Origin of the sequence: Burkholderia sp. BCC1999, assembly GCF_905339975.1 — a bacterium.
In the GTDB taxonomy this organism is placed as follows: Bacteria; Pseudomonadota; Gammaproteobacteria; order Burkholderiales; family Burkholderiaceae; genus Burkholderia.
Genome location: NZ_CAJPHP010000001.1, coordinates 254872 through 270516, shown reverse-complemented (window position 1 = coordinate 270516; position 15645 = coordinate 254872). Strand labels below are relative to the sequence as shown.

At 65.3% G+C, this 15645-nt stretch carries 15 protein-coding genes; 11 read left to right on the top strand and 4 right to left on the bottom strand.

Going from position 1 to position 15645, the window contains the following annotated elements; translation table 11 throughout:
• Positions 1-9 precede the first annotated feature (9 nt).
• The 3 genes from U5809_RS01215 to U5809_RS01205 are packed head-to-tail and all read right to left on the bottom strand — an operon-like array spanning position 10 to position 3663.
• Positions 10-1776, bottom strand: a complete 1767-nt coding sequence (locus U5809_RS01215) for a bifunctional 3-(3-hydroxy-phenyl)propionate/3-hydroxycinnamic acid hydroxylase (RefSeq protein ID WP_322085137.1) — start codon at positions 1774-1776, stop codon at positions 10-12.
• Positions 1773-2783 carry a VOC family protein gene (locus U5809_RS01210; protein WP_322085136.1) on the bottom strand — a complete coding sequence of 337 codons (1011 nt, stop codon included), beginning with the start codon at positions 2781-2783 and terminating at the stop codon, positions 1773-1775. The genes U5809_RS01215 and U5809_RS01210 overlap by 4 nt, the downstream gene beginning before the upstream one ends.
• 16 nt (positions 2784-2799) lie before the next feature.
• A complete protein-coding gene (locus U5809_RS01205) occupies positions 2800-3663 on the bottom strand; it encodes an alpha/beta fold hydrolase (protein ID WP_322085135.1) in 864 nt (287 codons plus the stop codon).
• Positions 3664-3817: 154 nt separating this feature from the next.
• On the opposite strand from U5809_RS01205, the gene U5809_RS01200 reads away from it, so the two are divergent.
• The gene (locus tag U5809_RS01200) at positions 3818-4543 is read left to right on the top strand and encodes a TetR/AcrR family transcriptional regulator (protein ID WP_322085134.1); all 726 of its coding nucleotides are present in this window, start codon (positions 3818-3820) and stop codon (positions 4541-4543) included.
• Positions 4544-4673: 130 nt separating this feature from the next.
• Here the strand turns inward: U5809_RS01200 and U5809_RS01195 are convergent, their stop codons facing one another.
• Entirely contained in the window at positions 4674-5594 is a 921-nt protein-coding gene (locus tag U5809_RS01195) for a LysR family transcriptional regulator (protein WP_322085133.1), read from the bottom strand.
• Positions 5595-5726: 132 nt separating this feature from the next.
• On the opposite strand from U5809_RS01195, the gene U5809_RS01190 reads away from it, so the two are divergent.
• The 10 genes from U5809_RS01190 to dctA all read left to right on the top strand — a co-directional run bounded on the left by U5809_RS01190 (position 5727) and on the right by dctA (position 15631).
• Positions 5727-6677 (top strand): 2-dehydropantoate 2-reductase, encoded by a 951-nt coding sequence (locus tag U5809_RS01190; protein ID WP_322085435.1) that lies wholly within the window; start codon positions 5727-5729, stop codon positions 6675-6677.
• Positions 6674-7066 (top strand): VOC family protein, encoded by a 393-nt coding sequence (locus U5809_RS01185; protein WP_027790149.1) that lies wholly within the window; start codon positions 6674-6676, stop codon positions 7064-7066. The genes U5809_RS01190 and U5809_RS01185 overlap by 4 nt, the downstream gene beginning before the upstream one ends.
• Positions 7067-7068: 2 nt before the next feature.
• Positions 7069-7527: a MaoC family dehydratase gene (locus U5809_RS01180; RefSeq protein WP_322085132.1), complete on the top strand. Its 459-nt coding sequence runs from the start codon at positions 7069-7071 to the stop codon at positions 7525-7527.
• Positions 7527-8747 carry a CoA transferase gene (locus U5809_RS01175; RefSeq protein ID WP_322085131.1) on the top strand — a complete coding sequence of 407 codons (1221 nt, stop codon included), beginning with the start codon at positions 7527-7529 and terminating at the stop codon, positions 8745-8747. Before U5809_RS01180 ends, U5809_RS01175 begins: the two co-directional genes overlap by 1 nt.
• Entirely contained in the window at positions 8747-9580 is an 834-nt protein-coding gene (gene aroE, locus U5809_RS01170; protein WP_322085130.1) for a shikimate dehydrogenase, read from the top strand. Before U5809_RS01175 ends, aroE begins: the two co-directional genes overlap by 1 nt.
• A gap of 19 nt (positions 9581-9599) precedes the next feature.
• A complete protein-coding gene (aroQ, locus tag U5809_RS01165; RefSeq protein ID WP_322085129.1) occupies positions 9600-10043 on the top strand; it encodes a type II 3-dehydroquinate dehydratase in 444 nt (147 codons plus the stop codon).
• A 204-nt stretch (positions 10044-10247) separates the two neighbouring features.
• On the top strand, positions 10248-11675 hold the full coding sequence (locus tag U5809_RS01160; protein WP_322085434.1) for an MFS transporter: 1428 nt from the start codon (positions 10248-10250) through the stop codon (positions 11673-11675).
• Between the two features lie 122 nt (positions 11676-11797).
• Entirely contained in the window at positions 11798-13000 is a 1203-nt protein-coding gene (locus U5809_RS01155) for an MFS transporter (RefSeq protein ID WP_322085433.1), read from the top strand.
• A gap of 345 nt (positions 13001-13345) precedes the next feature.
• On the top strand, positions 13346-14269 hold the full coding sequence (locus U5809_RS01145; protein WP_322085432.1) for a LysR family transcriptional regulator: 924 nt from the start codon (positions 13346-13348) through the stop codon (positions 14267-14269).
• Positions 14270-14302: 33 nt separating this feature from the next.
• On the top strand, positions 14303-15631 hold the full coding sequence (gene dctA / locus U5809_RS01140; protein ID WP_322085128.1) for a C4-dicarboxylate transporter DctA: 1329 nt from the start codon (positions 14303-14305) through the stop codon (positions 15629-15631).
• Positions 15632-15645: the final 14 nt, after the last annotated feature.

Sequence of the window (15645 nt, the reverse complement as noted above, 5' to 3'; positions counted from 1 at the left end):
AGTCGGAATTCAGGCGGCCCTGGCGAGCGACGACGCCTCCGCCGGCGTGGTTGCGCGGGTGCCGCCGCGAGCGTTCGGCATACCGAGCTGGTCGCGCAGGCGGGTCACGGTGCGATCGAGTTCGGCCACCGGCACGACGGCGAACACGAACCGGTCCGGCCGCAGAATCGCCACGGCCTTGTCGCGAAACCCGGCCTTCGCGAACCACGCGATCATGTTGCCGTCGATGTCCTCGACCTCGATCGTGCCGCCGGTACGGTTGTCGCGTTCGACGCCTTCGAGCCCTTGAGGGCGCCCGCCGTACGGATAGAGCGTCACGTACCGTACCGACAACGATTGCAGTGCTTCGGCGGACGCGTCATCGAGATACCGGGCGGGATCGACGTTCAGTCCGACGAGCGAAAACCCGCGCCCGAGCACGTCGTCCATGCGTAGCCTCGCGCCATCGAACCGGCGCACCTCAGGTTGCGGGGCGAGCGCGCCCTCCGGGCCGTTGCGGCGCCGCCGCGGCAAGCCGACGTACGCGTGCTTTTTGTAGACGGGCGCCGGCTTGAAGCCGCCCTCCTGAAACCAGCGCTTGAGCGGCGGGATCATCCGGATGACCGCGAGCGAGGTGTCGCGGACGAGCGTGCCCAGCGGATTGCGCGCCGACACGACATTCTTGAGCAGCACGGACACGTCGATCATCGCCTTGGCGTGCGCATGGCGCTCGGACTGATAGGTGTCCAGCAGCGCGTCGCCGGCGGCGCCACGCAGCACGAGGTCCAGCTTCCATCCGAGGTTGTACGCATCGCGCACGCCGGAGCTGGCCCCCTGCCCCATGAACTGCGGCGTCATGTGTGCCGCGTCGCCCGCGAGCAGCACGCGGCCGACCCGCCATTTGGCCGCGATCAGCGCATTAAACGTATAGACGAGCTTGCGCTTGACGACGAACTGGTCCGGATCGACGAACCGGGACAGGTACGCGCGCACCGTCTCCGGCCGCTCCATGTTCTCCTTCGTTTCACCCGGCATCAGCATGAATTCGAAGCGGTGGAACCTGTCGGGCTGAACGCAGCTCACGACCGGCAGCTTCGGGTCGACGACGAAATTGAAGTACGGCAGGTGGCGTAGCGCGTCGGTGCCCGGCTTGCGCTCGATGTCCACGACGAGCCACGGCTCGGGAAAGCTCTTGCCGGCCATGTCGATGCCGAGCCGCGTGCGAACGATGCTGCGCCCGCCGTCCGCGCCGACCATATACCGCGCCCGCAACGACTGCGCGTCGGGATCGTCGTTCATGCTCGTTTGCGCATCCGTCGCGTCGCTGAAGCGCGCTTCGCGCGTGGCCTGGTGCACGATGCCGACGCCGTCGGCGTCCTGCGAGAAATCGACTACTTCGCGTCCGCGCCGGATCGTGACGTTCGGATAGCGCGACAGCGTGTCCGACAGCGTCGTTTCGAGGTACGGCTGGTAGAAGAAATTGATGATCGGCCAGCCGAGCGGCCGCTTGCGCGGCATGTACTGCGTGATCGGCGTGCCGTCAGGGCGCACGAGCTGCACCGGCGTTTCCATCATCATCCGTGCCTGCAGTTCGTCGGCCACCGCCAGATGCTGGAAGATCCGCATGCATTCGTCGTCGGTATAAACAGCGCGGGCATTGCCGTAAAACACCGGCTCGCGCTCGAGCACGACGACGCGATGGCCAGCCTGGCCGAGCAGGTGCGCAAGCACGAGGCCGGTCGGTCCGAGCCCGACGATCGCGACGTCGCACGCATCGTCCTGATGCACTGCGTTCATGGTTGGTCTCCGTGGATGATGAATTCCGGATGCAGCAGCGACGCGAACGCGCGGCGGGCGCGGCCCAGCCGGGCGCGCAAGGTCAGGTTCTCTGGGCGATGGCCCCACAGGCTGATCCCTTGGTAGGTCGTCGTGTGCCACGCGCGTTCATCCACCACGATCGGATTCCAGCCGAGTTCGATCTCGAAGCCGGACGGCGTCTGAACGTAGAACGACAGCTCGCGGTCGTTCGGATGCTGGCCGATCGCATTGGCGATCGGGTATCCCATCGAACGGCATCGCAAGTAGGCCTGAGTCACGTCGTCCAGCGATACGCACTGAAGATTCAGGTGGTGAATCTGCGTGCGCAGCGGATTCAGACGGATGCCACGCGTCGACGCGGTTGCAAGCGAATGGTGACGCTCGTTCAGTCGAAGAAACGCGAAGTCGAGATTCAGGCCGTCGATCTTGTCCTCGATCTCGTCCGACAAGCGTGCGTCGAACACCCTCTTCCAGAACGCCTGCATCGCTTCCGGCCGACGCGTCGTGATCGCGACGTGCCCCAACCCAGATGCGCCGGTCACGAATCCGCTCGCCTTCATCCGCAACGGCGAATCGCTCGGCACCGCATCGGTGAACAGCTCGGTGCGCAGCCGTTTCGGTCCGATGAAGTACCAGAATCCCTGCACGCCTCGCAACGCAGCTTCGTTCGCGCTGCCCGGCCGCACGTCGATGCCGAGCGCGGACAGCCGCACGAGCACGAGTTGCAACGCCGCGTCGTCGGCCAGTTGCCAGCCGATTGCGGTGACGTCTTCCGCTCGTCCTTCGTGAACGATCAAACGGCGTTGATGCGCATCGATGCGACAGGCGAGCACCGTGGGCTGCGGACGATCCGCGTGCAGCCCGAGCCCCTCGGTGACGAACCTCATCCACGCGTCCAGGCGACCGGATTCGATCAGCACATAGCCGAGATTCACGCGACCGAACACGCTGTCGAGCGCGACCAGCGAACTAGCGATGTCAGGCATGACGATGCACCCCGGGTCAGACGCGGCGGAAGAGGGGCGCATCTGCGCGATCCTCGGCCAGAAACGCGACTACCATCGCGTTGAATTCGTCGGCGCGCTCCCACTGCACCCAATGACCGGTCTTGCTGAACAGGTGCACGTCGCAGTTCGGCATGCGTCGCTGCAGCGAGCGTGCGCCGCTCGGTCGATTGACCTTGTCCTCGGTTCCCCACAGCACGAGCGTCGGATGCTGGACGGCGGCCAGGCGCGGATCGCGCGTGAAATCCAGATTCCTGAAATTCGGAATGCCTTTGGGCCCGAGCAACGGCGGGCTGGCGACGACCTCCGGATCGATGCTGGACTGAAAGCGCTCCTGGAGCGTCGCGTCGGATACCAGGCTGCCGTCGTAGATGAGGTCGCCCCGGATGAACGTCGCGAGCTTTTGCAGCGTCGGGCCTTCGCCCTTGTAGTAGTTCAGCAGCCGTTTGAGGCCGGGCGTGGGTAATGTGCGCGTCGTGTCCACGCCGCCCGGCCCCATCAGCACCAGGCGCCCGACCGCGGCCGGGCGCTCGATCGCCATGCGCAACGCGCATGCGCCGCCGAGCGAGTTACCGAGGACGTGCGCGCGCTCGATGCGCAACGCATCGAGCATCCCGAGCATGCTTGCCGCCAGGTCGCCGAACGGATCGCCGCGATCCAGCCCCTTCGTCGATTTGCCGTAGCCGGGCAGGTCGGGCACGACGACGCGGTGGACGCATGCGAGCGCGCCGACATTGCGCGCGTAGTTGGACATGCCGGAAGCACCGGGGCCGCCGCCGTGGAGCATGAGCACCACCGGGCCCTCGCCTGCTTCGGTAAAGGAAATGGTCCGCGCACCGACCCGGACGGTTCGTTGGGTCAATGTGTGAGTCATGGACGGGGCATTCACGGCGTGGTCGCTCCAGACGGTTGATCGAACTTGCTCGGCTTAATAATGAGATATTTGTCATCATGACAATATACTCGTTTTTACCTAGCAGCTCGGAGCGTCTGTTGCGTCGCCTTATAATTCCGCCATGAATGAAACGACCGTTGACCATCGGACCCGCGTCGCGGCAGAGCGCCGCGAGCGCATGCGCGCCCGGCTGATCGAAAGTGCGATGCTGGTGTTCGCAGAAAAGGGCGTCGGCGCAAGCGTCATCCAGGACGTCATTGCTGCCGCGGACGTATCGCAGGGTACGTTCTACAAGTACTTCCGCACCAACGAGGATCTGCTCGCGGCGGTCACGCAGGAGCTGAACGACGAGTTGCTGCGCCTGATCGAAACGGAAGTCCACGAATACGGGGATCCGGCGCTTCGCATCGCGTGCGGTGTGCGCATGTTCCTGCACGCCGCGTGCGCGTATCCGCTGCTGGCGCGCTTCATTTGCGCGGCCGGCCTGCATTCGGCGGGGCCGAGCAGCCTGATTTACGTATTCCTCCCGCCCCACATCGAGCAGGGGCTGGCACTGGGACGCTTCAGCGATGTCGGCGTCGGCACGGCACTCGACGTGATCGCCGGAACCGCGCTCGCGACGATCCTCAGGATCACCAGCGAAGGCCCGCAAAACGTCGCTCCGGAGCCGGTGGTCGCGGCCATTCTGCGCGCACTGGGCGTCGAGCATCGCGAGGCGGAAAAGTTGGTCGAAACGGCATTACCGCCGATCGAAACGCCCGTTGCCTCACTGCTCGAACGCGGACAAGCAAGGATGCAGGCTCAACTGCCGCCCGGCATTCGACAGCAGCCGCCCCATCGCGCCTAAGCGCATTCAGTGAGTCCGCTCGAGCAGCAGCAGTTCGTACGTGCCGGGCTCGCAGGGCCGCGTCGCGGCCATGCTGGCGCGCTTCATGGATGTGCTGACGAATGTTGGCGGCCGGAGTAGTCAGGTATCCTCAATGTGCCTCACCGAACAATCGAATCACGACACCACGCAGCCACCGATTGCCGGCCTCATGGTGATAGCGCGCATGCCAGTGCTGTCGTACCGCAAACCCGTCGACCGGGATCGGGCACGCATGAACCGCCAGATCGCTCGCCTGAGCCAGGGTCTGGCCGATATGACGGGGTAGCGTCGTGATCAGGTCGGTCGTCTGGACGATCGCACCCAGACCCAGAAAACCCGGCAGTTCCAACACCACGTCCCGGTCGATGCGCGCCTGCCGCAGCGCCTGTTCGAGGAGTTGCGCCCCGGTTCCCGCGGTAATGGCGACGTGGCCTTCGGAACGATACTGCTTCACCCCGAGGCGACTGCGAATCCGCGGGTGATGCCGGTTCGCCAGGCACACCCAGTCCTGGTCATACAGTTTCTGCTGATAAATGCCGCCGCCTAGCCAGGGTACATACCCGATCGCGAGATCGGCTTCGCCGGATTCGAGCGCGCGCTCCGTATTGCCGTCGATCCGTGCGGCTTCCAGCCGGACGCCGGGCGCCTGCGCCCGGACATGGGCCAGCAGCCGAGGCAGCAGCGTGATGTGGCTCGCGTCGGTCATGCAGATGCGAAACCGTCGCTGGGCCGTCGCGGGATCGAATGCGATCTCCCATGCAGTGAAGCGCCGCAGGGATTCGAGAATTTCCCGGCATGGCCCGATCAGCGCGTCGGCTTGCGGTGTCGGCGCCATGCCGCCGGGTGTCCGGATGAAGAGCGGATCGTGCAAATGTTCCCGCAAGTGCCCGAGCCAGATGCTGACCGTCGGCTGGCTCTGGCCCAGTTGCTCGGCGACGCGCGTGACGCTGCGCACGTCGTACAGGAGATCGAAAAGCTGAAGCAGCTTCAGGTCGGGCAGGTCGGCTGGCATCGCGGCATTATTGTCCATGGCAATGACGTCATTGTATCCATTGCATTGCCGGCATGAGCGGCGACTCCTATCGTGATGCCACACATCAGCCTTGCATGGGACCAGAGTAAGGCGCCAAAGCACCAACTCTGGTCGACAAAGGAGAAGCCATTGAAAATAGCGATTCTGGGCGCTGGCGCACTAGGCTGCGCGATCGGCGCCACCCTTACTCGAGGCGGCCACGAGACCTGGCTGATCGACCGCTCGCCTGCACACGTCGATGCGATGCGCCGTGACGGCTTGCGCGTGGACGACGCGGGCGGCACCCGGCACGTTTCCGTTCACGCGACGACTCGGATCGCCGAAGTCGGCGTGGCCGACCTGGTGGTCGTGCTGGTCAAGTCGTTCCAGACCGATGCGGCCATCCGCGGCGCCCGATCGCTGGTGGGGCCGGATACCGCCGTGCTGTCGCTGCAGAACGGCCTCGGACACGAGGACATCCTGATCGACGCCGTCGGCCGCGAGCGCGTGCTCGCGGGCAAGACCTACGTCGGCGGCGTGCGGCGCGGCGTGGGCCATATCGAATCCGGCGTGATCGGCAAAACCACCTATATCGGCGAACTTGACGGCCGCGTCACACCGCGTGTGCAGGCAATCGCCGCCGCGTTCAATGCCGCCGGCCTCGCCACGACGATCAGCGACAACATCGTCGGCACGATGTGGGACAAGCTGCTGGTGAATGTCGCGACGGGCGCGCTGACGGGCCTGACCGGCCTCACCTATGGGCAGCTTTACGACGAGCCGCTGCTGAAGGCGACGTCGCTCGCGGCCGTGGCCGAGGCGATCGCGGCGGCGCAGGCAGCCGGCGTGAAGCTGTCGATGACCGATCCCGAACAGGCCTGGACGCTCGCCGCCGAGGGGCTGCCCGCGACCTTCAAGACGTCCATGCTGCAGAGCCTGGAAAAAGGCTCGATCACCGAAATCGACTTCATCAACGGTTCGGTCGCGCGCTGGGGGCAGCGCTACGGCGTGCCGACCCCGGTGAATGCCACGCTCGTTGCCTGTATCAAGGGGCTGGAACGTGCGATGGCCGACCGCCAACGGCAGGAGGCGGCCGCATGAATGCCACGAAAGCCTATCTCGAACACGTTGCGATTTGGGTCAAGGACATCCGCTGGCACATCCGTTTCTTCGAGGACGTGCTCGGCATGACCCTGCGCGAAGTGGACGGCACGCTCGACGCGCCGCGGCAGTACTGGACGCTCGGCGGCCTGCAGTTCATCCATGCGCCGGAATACGAAGGCCCGGAAGGCCGGCTCGCCCATCTCGGCGTGATGTGCGAAGACCTGGAGGCCGCGCTGGCCGCAGCCCAACGATTCGGCGTGACGGAGATGCCGCAGGGGCGCAACTGGCTTCGCCTGCCCGACGGGCTCGCCGTCGAACTGATCCAGGCCCGGCCGGCTTCCTGCGTCGCACAGGCGCTGGCAATCAACCCGCGCGCGGAGGCGTGACCATGACGATCGTCGAAAAATACTGGGACGACGCCCGCGAGGGCGACACGTGCACGAGCCCGAACTACATCGTGACCAAGGCGCGCATTCTCGCGTACGCCGACCTCACCGGCGACCATACGCCCGTCCACGTGGACGAGGCATACGCGAACGCGAGCCATTTCGGCTGCCTCGTCGCGCACGGGCTGTTCGGCCTGTCCATCGCCGACGGCCTGAAGACGCAGAGCGACTATCGCTTTCTGCCGGGCATGTCGCTCGGCTGGACCTGGGATTTCCTGCTGCCGATCAAGGTCGGCGATGTGCTGCATGTGAAGTTCAGCGTCGGCTCGATGCGGGCGAGCAAGAGTCGTCCGGACTGGGGCATCGTCGTGCTGCCATCGGAGCTGATCAATCACGACGGTCAGGTCGTTCAACGCGGCGAGCATCGCCTGATGGTGCCGCGCCGCCCGGAGGCCCTGTAATGCAGGCTCGCCCACTCGAAGGCATTCGCGTCGTCGACTACAGCCACTTCCTTGCCGGGCCGTATGTCGGGCGCTGTCTCGCGGCGCTCGGCGCCGAAGTCATCAAGGTCGAGCGTCCCGGGTCAGGCGACGCCGGACGGCAGCACGCGACCGTGCTCGACGACCAGCAAAGTGGCTACTTCCTGCAGCTCAACATGGGCAAGCGCGGCGTGAGCGTCAACATGAAGGACACGCGCGGCAAGGCGTTCATGCAGCGGCTGTGCGACTCCGCCGACGTGTTCATCGAGAACTATCGGCCGGGCGCGCTGGACAAGCTCGGGCTCGGCCATGCCGAATTGTCGGCGCGCAATCCGGGCCTCGTCTACTGCTCGATCTCGGCTTACGGGCATACCGGCCCCGATGCGCATCGCGCGGGTTTCGGGCTGATCGCCGAGGCCAAGAGCGGGATCATGCAGATGGTCGGCACACCGGGTGAACGGCCGCCGCTGCTGCGCATCTCGCTCGGCGACATGTATACCGGCATCCATGCGGTCGCGGCCATCAACGCCGCGCTGCTGGGGCGCGTGAAGAGCGGCCGCGGGCAACACATCGACATGGCGCTGTACGACACGCTCGTATCGATGCACGAATATGCGGTGCAGTGCTACACGCTGCAGGGCGTACTGCCCGAGCAAACCGGGCACGACATGCCGACTTCGACGCTCTATGGCGTGTTCCGCGCCGCGGACGGCGACCTCGTGATCGCCGCGCAAGTCGACGACGCGTGGAAGCGCTTCGCCGAGCTGATCGCGACGCACGGCGGCCCGGCGGGCTTCGGCGCCGACACGCGGTTTCACGACAGCACCGGGCGCAATGCGCACCGCGCAGAGATTCTGTCGGTGGTCGAGCCGTGGGTGGCCGCGCGTTCCGTCGCGTCGGTACTGGATCTGCTGGACGGCATCGACGTTCCGTGCGCGAAGGTGCAGCGCATCGACGAGGTATTGAACGATCCGCAGATCCAGGCCAGAGGCATGGTCGTCGAGCAACAGCATCCGCGCTACGGGACGCTGCGCCTGCCCAACCTGCCGTTCCGGTTTTCCGATTGCGACACGACGATTCGCGACGTCGCGCCCGATCTCGGGCAGCACAACGCGGAGATCGCGCGTTTGCTCGGGTTCGACTCGGCCGAAATCGACGCGATGCAGGCCGATGGCGTCCTCTACGCAAAAGCGAGCCAATGATGACCGACCAATACGCGGTGATCGGCAATCCGATCGGACACACGAAATTCCCGTTGATTCACGGCCTCTTCGCGCAGGAGACGCGGCAGGACCTCGGCTATACGGCGATCGAGGGGCCGATCGAACCGGCAGGCGCCTTCGCTGACGCGGTTCGCGCGTTTTTCGCGGGCGGCGGCAAGGGCATCAACGTCACCGCGCCGTTCAAGCTCGACGCGTTCGCGATGTCGGACGAACGCAGCGAGCGCGCGCAGATCGCGGGCGCGGCCAACGCGCTCAAGTTCGACGGCGGCCGCATCCTGGCGGACAACTTCGACGGCATCGGGCTGGTGCGCGATATCGAAACGAACCTCAATCTGCCGATGGCCGGCAAGCGCGTCCTGGTGCTCGGTGCAGGCGGCGCGGCACGCGGCGCGCTGTTGCCGTTCCTCGAAGCCGGGCCGGCGGAACTCGTCATCGCGAATCGCGACGTCGACAAGGCGCGCGCACTGGCCGCGCAGGTGGCCGGGCGCGGCCCGCTCGTTGCCAACGGTTACGCGGACCTCGCGCGCATGGGGCGTTTCGACCTGGTCGTCAATGCCACGTCGGCCAGCCTGACCGGCGACTTGCCGCCGGTCCCGCCGAGCGTGTTCAGTCCGGCCGGCACGGCCTACGAACTGGCATACGGCAAGCGTCTGACGCCGTTTCTCCGGCTCGCGAAAAACGCGGGCGTACACGGGATCGCGGATGGCGTCGGCATGCTGGTCGAACAGGCGGCCGAAGCGTTCGCGTGGTGGCGCGGCATACGCCCCCAGACCAGCGCGGTGATCGATCGCCTGGCCGTGCCCTTTGATTGAACACGCAACGGAGATTCGCATGAAGAAGATCCTGATGCTGCACGGCATCAATCACAACATGTTCGGCAAGCGCGACCCGGCGCAGTACGGGACGATCACGCTCGCGCAGATCGATGCGCGGCTGCAAGGGCTGGCGACGGAACTGGGTGTGCAGGTGGAATCGTTCCAGACGAACAACGAAGGAGCGATGTGCGAGCGCATTCATCGCGCTTTCGAGGAGCACCAGGATGCGGTGCTGATCAACGCGGGGGCATGGACGCATTACAGCTACGGCATTCGCGATGCCCTTGCCATCCTCACGTGCCCGGTCGTCGAACTGCACATGTCCAACATTCATGCACGCGAGCCGTTCCGGCATCACTCCGTGCTGGCCGAGATCGTCAGCGGGCAGATTTGCGGTTTCGGTGTCCAAAGCTATCTGCTCGCGCTGAGGGCCGCGGTTTCGGCGCTCGGCGAGGAATAGGCCGATTCCCGCATCGGCGGCCGATGCGGGACCGACGCATGCGCAGCCGTCGCCAGGACGCGGCGTAGCGCACCGCGCGTGTCCGCCGCGCGCCGTATCGACGGGCCGCGGTCAGGTCGCACCACTGAGTCGACACATCGGGCAATGACGACTCCCCGCATCACCCGCCTTGCCCGGCACACATATCAATATCCGGAGACGACAATGACCACGACCTTGCGAGACGAGCCCAGGGGCAGGCACCAATCGAGAAAAGCCGCCGTCAGCGGCTGGATCGGCTCGGTGCTCGAATACTACGATTTCTTCATCTACGCCACGGCATCGGCGCTGATCTTCCCGCTGATATTCTTCCCGCACGGCAGCCCCACGACGGCCATCATCGCGTCGCTGGCCACTTATGGCGTCGGCTATGTGTCCCGCCCGATCGGCGCGTTCGTGCTGGGCCACCTCGGCGACACGCGAGGACGTAAAACCGTCCTGCTTTTCTGCATGTTCCTGATGGGAATCTCGACCGTCGGCGTCGGCCTCCTGCCGACCTATCAGCAAGCCGGGCTGATCGCGCCGGCATTGCTCGTGGCGCTTCGCCTGCTGCAAGGTTTCGCGGTAGCCGGCGAGATTACCGGCGCGAGTTCGATGATCCTGGAACACGCGCCGTTCGGTCGACGCGGATACTTCGTCAGCTTCACGCTACAGGGCGTGCAGGCCGGGCAAGTGCTGGCCGCCGCCGTGTTCCTGCCGCTCGCCTACTACATGCCGTCCGCGCAATTCGATAGCTGGGGCTGGCGCATTCCGTTCCTGCTGAGTGCGCTGGTCATCGTCGCGGGCCTGATCATTCGCCGCGAGGTCGACGAGTCGCCGGCCTTCGACGAAGCGGTACGCAACCGGTCGCAAGCCGGCTCGCCCGTGGCCGACGCTTTCAGGCACCACTTTCCCGACATGGTGCGCGTTGCCTGCATGTCGATGATGAACGTGATTCCGGTCGTCGCCACGATCTTCGGCGCGGCCTATGCGGTCCAGCCGGCGTATGGAATCGGATTCCAGAAAGATGTCTATCTCTGGATCACGGTGGTCGGCAATATCGTTGCGATGATCGTGATTCCGTTCGTCGGCAACCTTTCCGACAAGGTCGGACGCCGGCCGCCGATCATCGTCGGCTCGCTGGCCGCCGGGTTGCTCGCATTCGCGTACCTGTATGCGATCAGCATCCGGAACGTGCCGCTCGCATTCGCGATGTCGATGCTCATGTGGGGTGTCGTGTATCAGGGCTACAACGCGGTGTTTCCCGCCTTTTACCCGGAACTCTTCCCGACCCGCACGCGCGTCTCGGCGATGGCAATCGCGCAGAACCTCGGTACCGCGGCCACGGCGATGCTGCCCGCGCTTTTCACGGCGGTCGCGCCGCCCGGCGCACATCACGTCTGGTTGATCGTCGGTGCGATCGCGTTCGGCGTCACCGTGATTGCGTCGCTCGCAGCCTTGAGCGCACGCGAGACCCATCGTGTCCATATGAACGACCTGGGACGAGCGAACGCTCAACCGGTCGGCAAGGCGGAATACGACCGGCTGCGCGCCGAAGCGATGTCGCGCAATCGCATCGGGCACGAACACGTGCCGGGATCCGTCGGCAGCTAGCCGCGTTCGACGGGGCGTCGTGTTCGGCGCCCCTTCCGCCAATCATTTCCAGCTTGCCGCCGCGCCCTCACTGACAGAGCCAGCTTGCGTCACCGATGCCTGATACCGTGCCGAAAAACGACATGCCGGACACCATGCGCCCGGCTCGCCCGAACTTCGTGCTCATGTTGCCGCTTCTGCTGGCGGCCCAGCCGGTGGCAACCGACAGTTACCTGCCGGCGCTGCCTGAAATCGCCGCAACGCTGGGCTCCGCCAGCGTCAGCCTCACGGTTTTCGCATTGATATTCGGTATCGGGCAATTGCCGATGGGCAGCCTGTCCGACCGATTCGGCCGCCGTCCCGTGTTGCTGAGCGGCCTTGCGCTCTATGCCGTGGCAGCGCTCGCGGCAGCGCTCGCCTCGAGCGCAGCGATGCTGGTAGCCGCTCGCGCGATGCAGGGTTTTGCCATGGCCGCGATCCTGGTATGCGCGCGCGCGACGGTGCGCGACCGGTATTCGGCAGCCGATGGCCCGTACGTGATGGCGCGTGGTTTCATGGGAATGGGGATGATGGCGTTCCTCGCGCCGATTCTCGGTGCGTATGTCGCACAACATGCCGGATGGCGATGGGTGCTCGCGGGGATGAGCCTGTATGCATTCGGGCTGCTCGTCATGTGCTGGTACGGCTTCGAGGAAAGCTTCGTCAGAATCGCTTCGAACCGCGGCTCGATCCGGGACGTGCGCGAGATATTCGGCAATGCCACGTTCAGGGTATGGGCGTTGCTGGCCGCCTCGACGTACACCGGCATGTTCTGCTTTCTCCTGCTGTCTCCGGCAATCTACATCGGGCAGCTCGGCATCTCGCCCCAGCGTTATGGCTGGATACCGGCGGGCGGTACGCTCGTCTATGTCCTGAGTACGTATGGCTGCCGCCTGTTGTTGCGACGTCAGAGCATGCTGCGAACGGTGCAGCAAGGCGCAACGCTGAGCCTCTGCGGCGCGGTGATCCAGGCATTGGGGTGCGCGCTGCTTCCCGGCAGCATCTGGCCGCTGCTCGCCGGGCATGGCGTGTATTGCCTCGGCCACGGGATCCATCAGCCGTGCGGGCAGGCAGGGGCGGTCAGCGGCCTGCCTCACCTTGCAGGCCGCGCCGTATCCTGGTCCGGCTTCATCATGATGTTCTTCGCCTTCAGCGTAGGACAGACGGCAGCCGGATTCGCCGATCCGCGTTATCAGTGGGGCGCGTGGCCAATGGTAGTGCCGATGCTCGTCGTCGGCGTGACGCTGGTAACGATTGCGTATGCGTGGCTGCCAAAAATCATCCACGCGACCTTGGTCGCCCGGTAATCTCCTCGATTTCCATGATCCGACGATCTGCCGCAGCGCAAGGATCACACGCCTCGACGAGACCGGGTTTTCACCGGCCCGTTACGTGCCGGCCGTGCGACGGCACTACTGGAGCGGGCCGACTGGCCGCTCGAACGGAGCGCCGAACGATCGGGGTCCGGAAGCGTGGACGCGTGACAGCGGGCGTTTGCACAATGCGTCGGCGCACCGCCGCGGGACTATCGTGTGCGGTTCGGGCAACAACGGCGGGCAAACCCGCAGACATCGGGTTTCAGGCAATGCAATGCGCATTGCGCCGGCAGAATCATGCACAATGCTCCGCATCTGAGTGGCGGAGATCTGCCTGTGGGGATCAACTTCGACTTAACCGACTTGCAGGCATTTCGCGCCGTTGTGGAAACGGGAAGCTTCCGAAAGGCCGCCGACGCAGTCAACATTTCCCAGCCGGCCTTGAGCCGTCGTATCGACAAGCTCGAGGAAGCGCTCGGCGTACGACTGTTCGAGCGCACCACGCGTAGCGTCTCGCTCACCACAGTCGGTCGCGTGTTCGCGCAGAGTACCGAACAACTGCTCGACGATCTCGACGCCGCCCTGCTCGGCATCCGCGACGTTTCATCGAGCCGCCTGGGCCATGTGACGATCGCATGCGTGCCGTCGGTCGCCTACTACTTTCTGCCCGCCATCATCGCGCGCTATCATCAGCGCTTTCCGCGCATCAGGGTGAAACTGCTCGATGCAAGCGCCAACGAGGTGCTCGGGGCCGTCATCAGCGGCGAGGCGGATTTCGGCGTGAGCTTCATCGGCAGCCAGGAGGCGGAGATCGAGTTCAAGGTGTTGCTCCAGGAACGGTTCGTTGCCGCCTGTCGCCGCGACCACCCACTCGCTCGCAAGAAGCGCGTGACCTGGAACGAACTTTACGAGCACGAGTATGTGTCGGTCGACAAGACTTCCGGCAACCGCCTGCTGCTCGACCAGGCGCTGACCGCCGTCGCCCCGCACGTACCGAGCGTCTGCGAGACACGCCACGTGACGACCCTGCTCGGATTGATCGAAGCGGGACTCGGCGTCGCCGCGGTACCCTCGATGGCGATGCCCGGGCATGACCACCCTATTCTCACGAGCGTGCCGCTCGTCGAACCGGTCGTCAAACGACGTGTGGGAATCGTGAAGCGGCGCGGACGACCGCTCACACCAGCCGCCGAGGCGTTTCATCGGATGGTCATCGAGGCGAAGCGTGGCGGTATCGCACGCAGCGGCGCATCGGTGTAACGACGACAGAGAGACACGAAGGAAGACCGGACAGTGAGGTTGGCCAGGCTGCTTAGATCGCTCTACGTGCAGGTTCTGCTCGCGATGATGCTCGGCATGGGCATCGGTCACGCATGGCCGGCGGCGGGCGCGATGCTCAAGCCCCTCAGCGATGCGTTCGTCGGCCTGGTCAAGATGACCATCGCCCCAATCGTCTTTTGCACGATCGTCTCGGGCATCACGTCGCTGGCGAACGGGAAGGCAATCGGCCGCACGATCATGCGGGCACTGGCGCTCTTCTATCTGTTGACGGCCGCCGCGCTCGCGCTCGGGCTCGTCACTGCATACGTGCTGCAACCCGGCGCCGGCATGCACATCGATGTCCACCACCTGGATGCGAGCGTCCTCGCTCCGTATGCAAAGCATGCGGAACCGCAGGGGCTTGTGGCGTTCGGGCTGAGTGTGATTCCGAACACGATGCTCGGCGCGTTCGCCAATGGCGACGTGTTGCCGGTGCTGCTGCTGTCGCTCTTGTTCGGCTTCTCGTTGAATGCGCACCCGCGGGCCGGCCGGCCCGTTCTTGCGCTGATCGACGGTGTCGCCCAGGTCGTCTTTCGCGTGCTCGCGATGATCATGCGGCTCGCTCCGCTCGGCGCATTCGGCGCAATGGCTTTCACAGTGGGCCGTTTCGGCATCGGTTCGGTCGGCTCGCTTGCGAAGCTGATGGCGTCCTTCTACGTGGCCTGCGTGCTGTTCGTCACGCTGGTGCTCGCACCGCTCGCGCGACTGCACGGTTTCGCGCTGTGGCGGCTCCTGCGCTACATGCGCGAAGAATTGCTCATCGTCCTCGCGACGTCGTCCACGGAGCCCGTTCTGCCACGTCTGATCGTCAAGCTGGAGGCACTCGGCTGCGACAAGGGCATCGTGGGACTCGTGCTGCCGGCGGGCTATTCGTTCAATCTGGACGGTACCGCGATCTACCTGACGCTCGCGGCATTGTTCATCGCGCAGGCGTGCGACATCCCGCTTTCCACGTCGCAGATCGCGGTGATGCTCGCCATCATGCTGCTCACATCAAAGGGAGCCGCCGGTGTTTCCGGTAGCGGGCTGGTTGCGCTGGTCGCCACGCTCGCCGTCATGCCCGACCTGCCCGTCGCCGGAGTGGCGATGCTGGTCGGCATCGATCGCTTCATGTCGGAGGCACGCGCGCTGACCAGCGTGATCAGCAATGCGTGCGCGGTGATCTTCGTGTCGTCGTGGGAAGGTGCGTGCGATCGTACGCGTCTTGCGCAGAGGCTCGCGGTGGGTGGGCCGGCCTTGCCGAACGGGGCTGATGAAGACAGTGTCATGGGAGACGGCGGCGGCGACGGGAAGGCGGTCTGACACAAGCCTTCCCG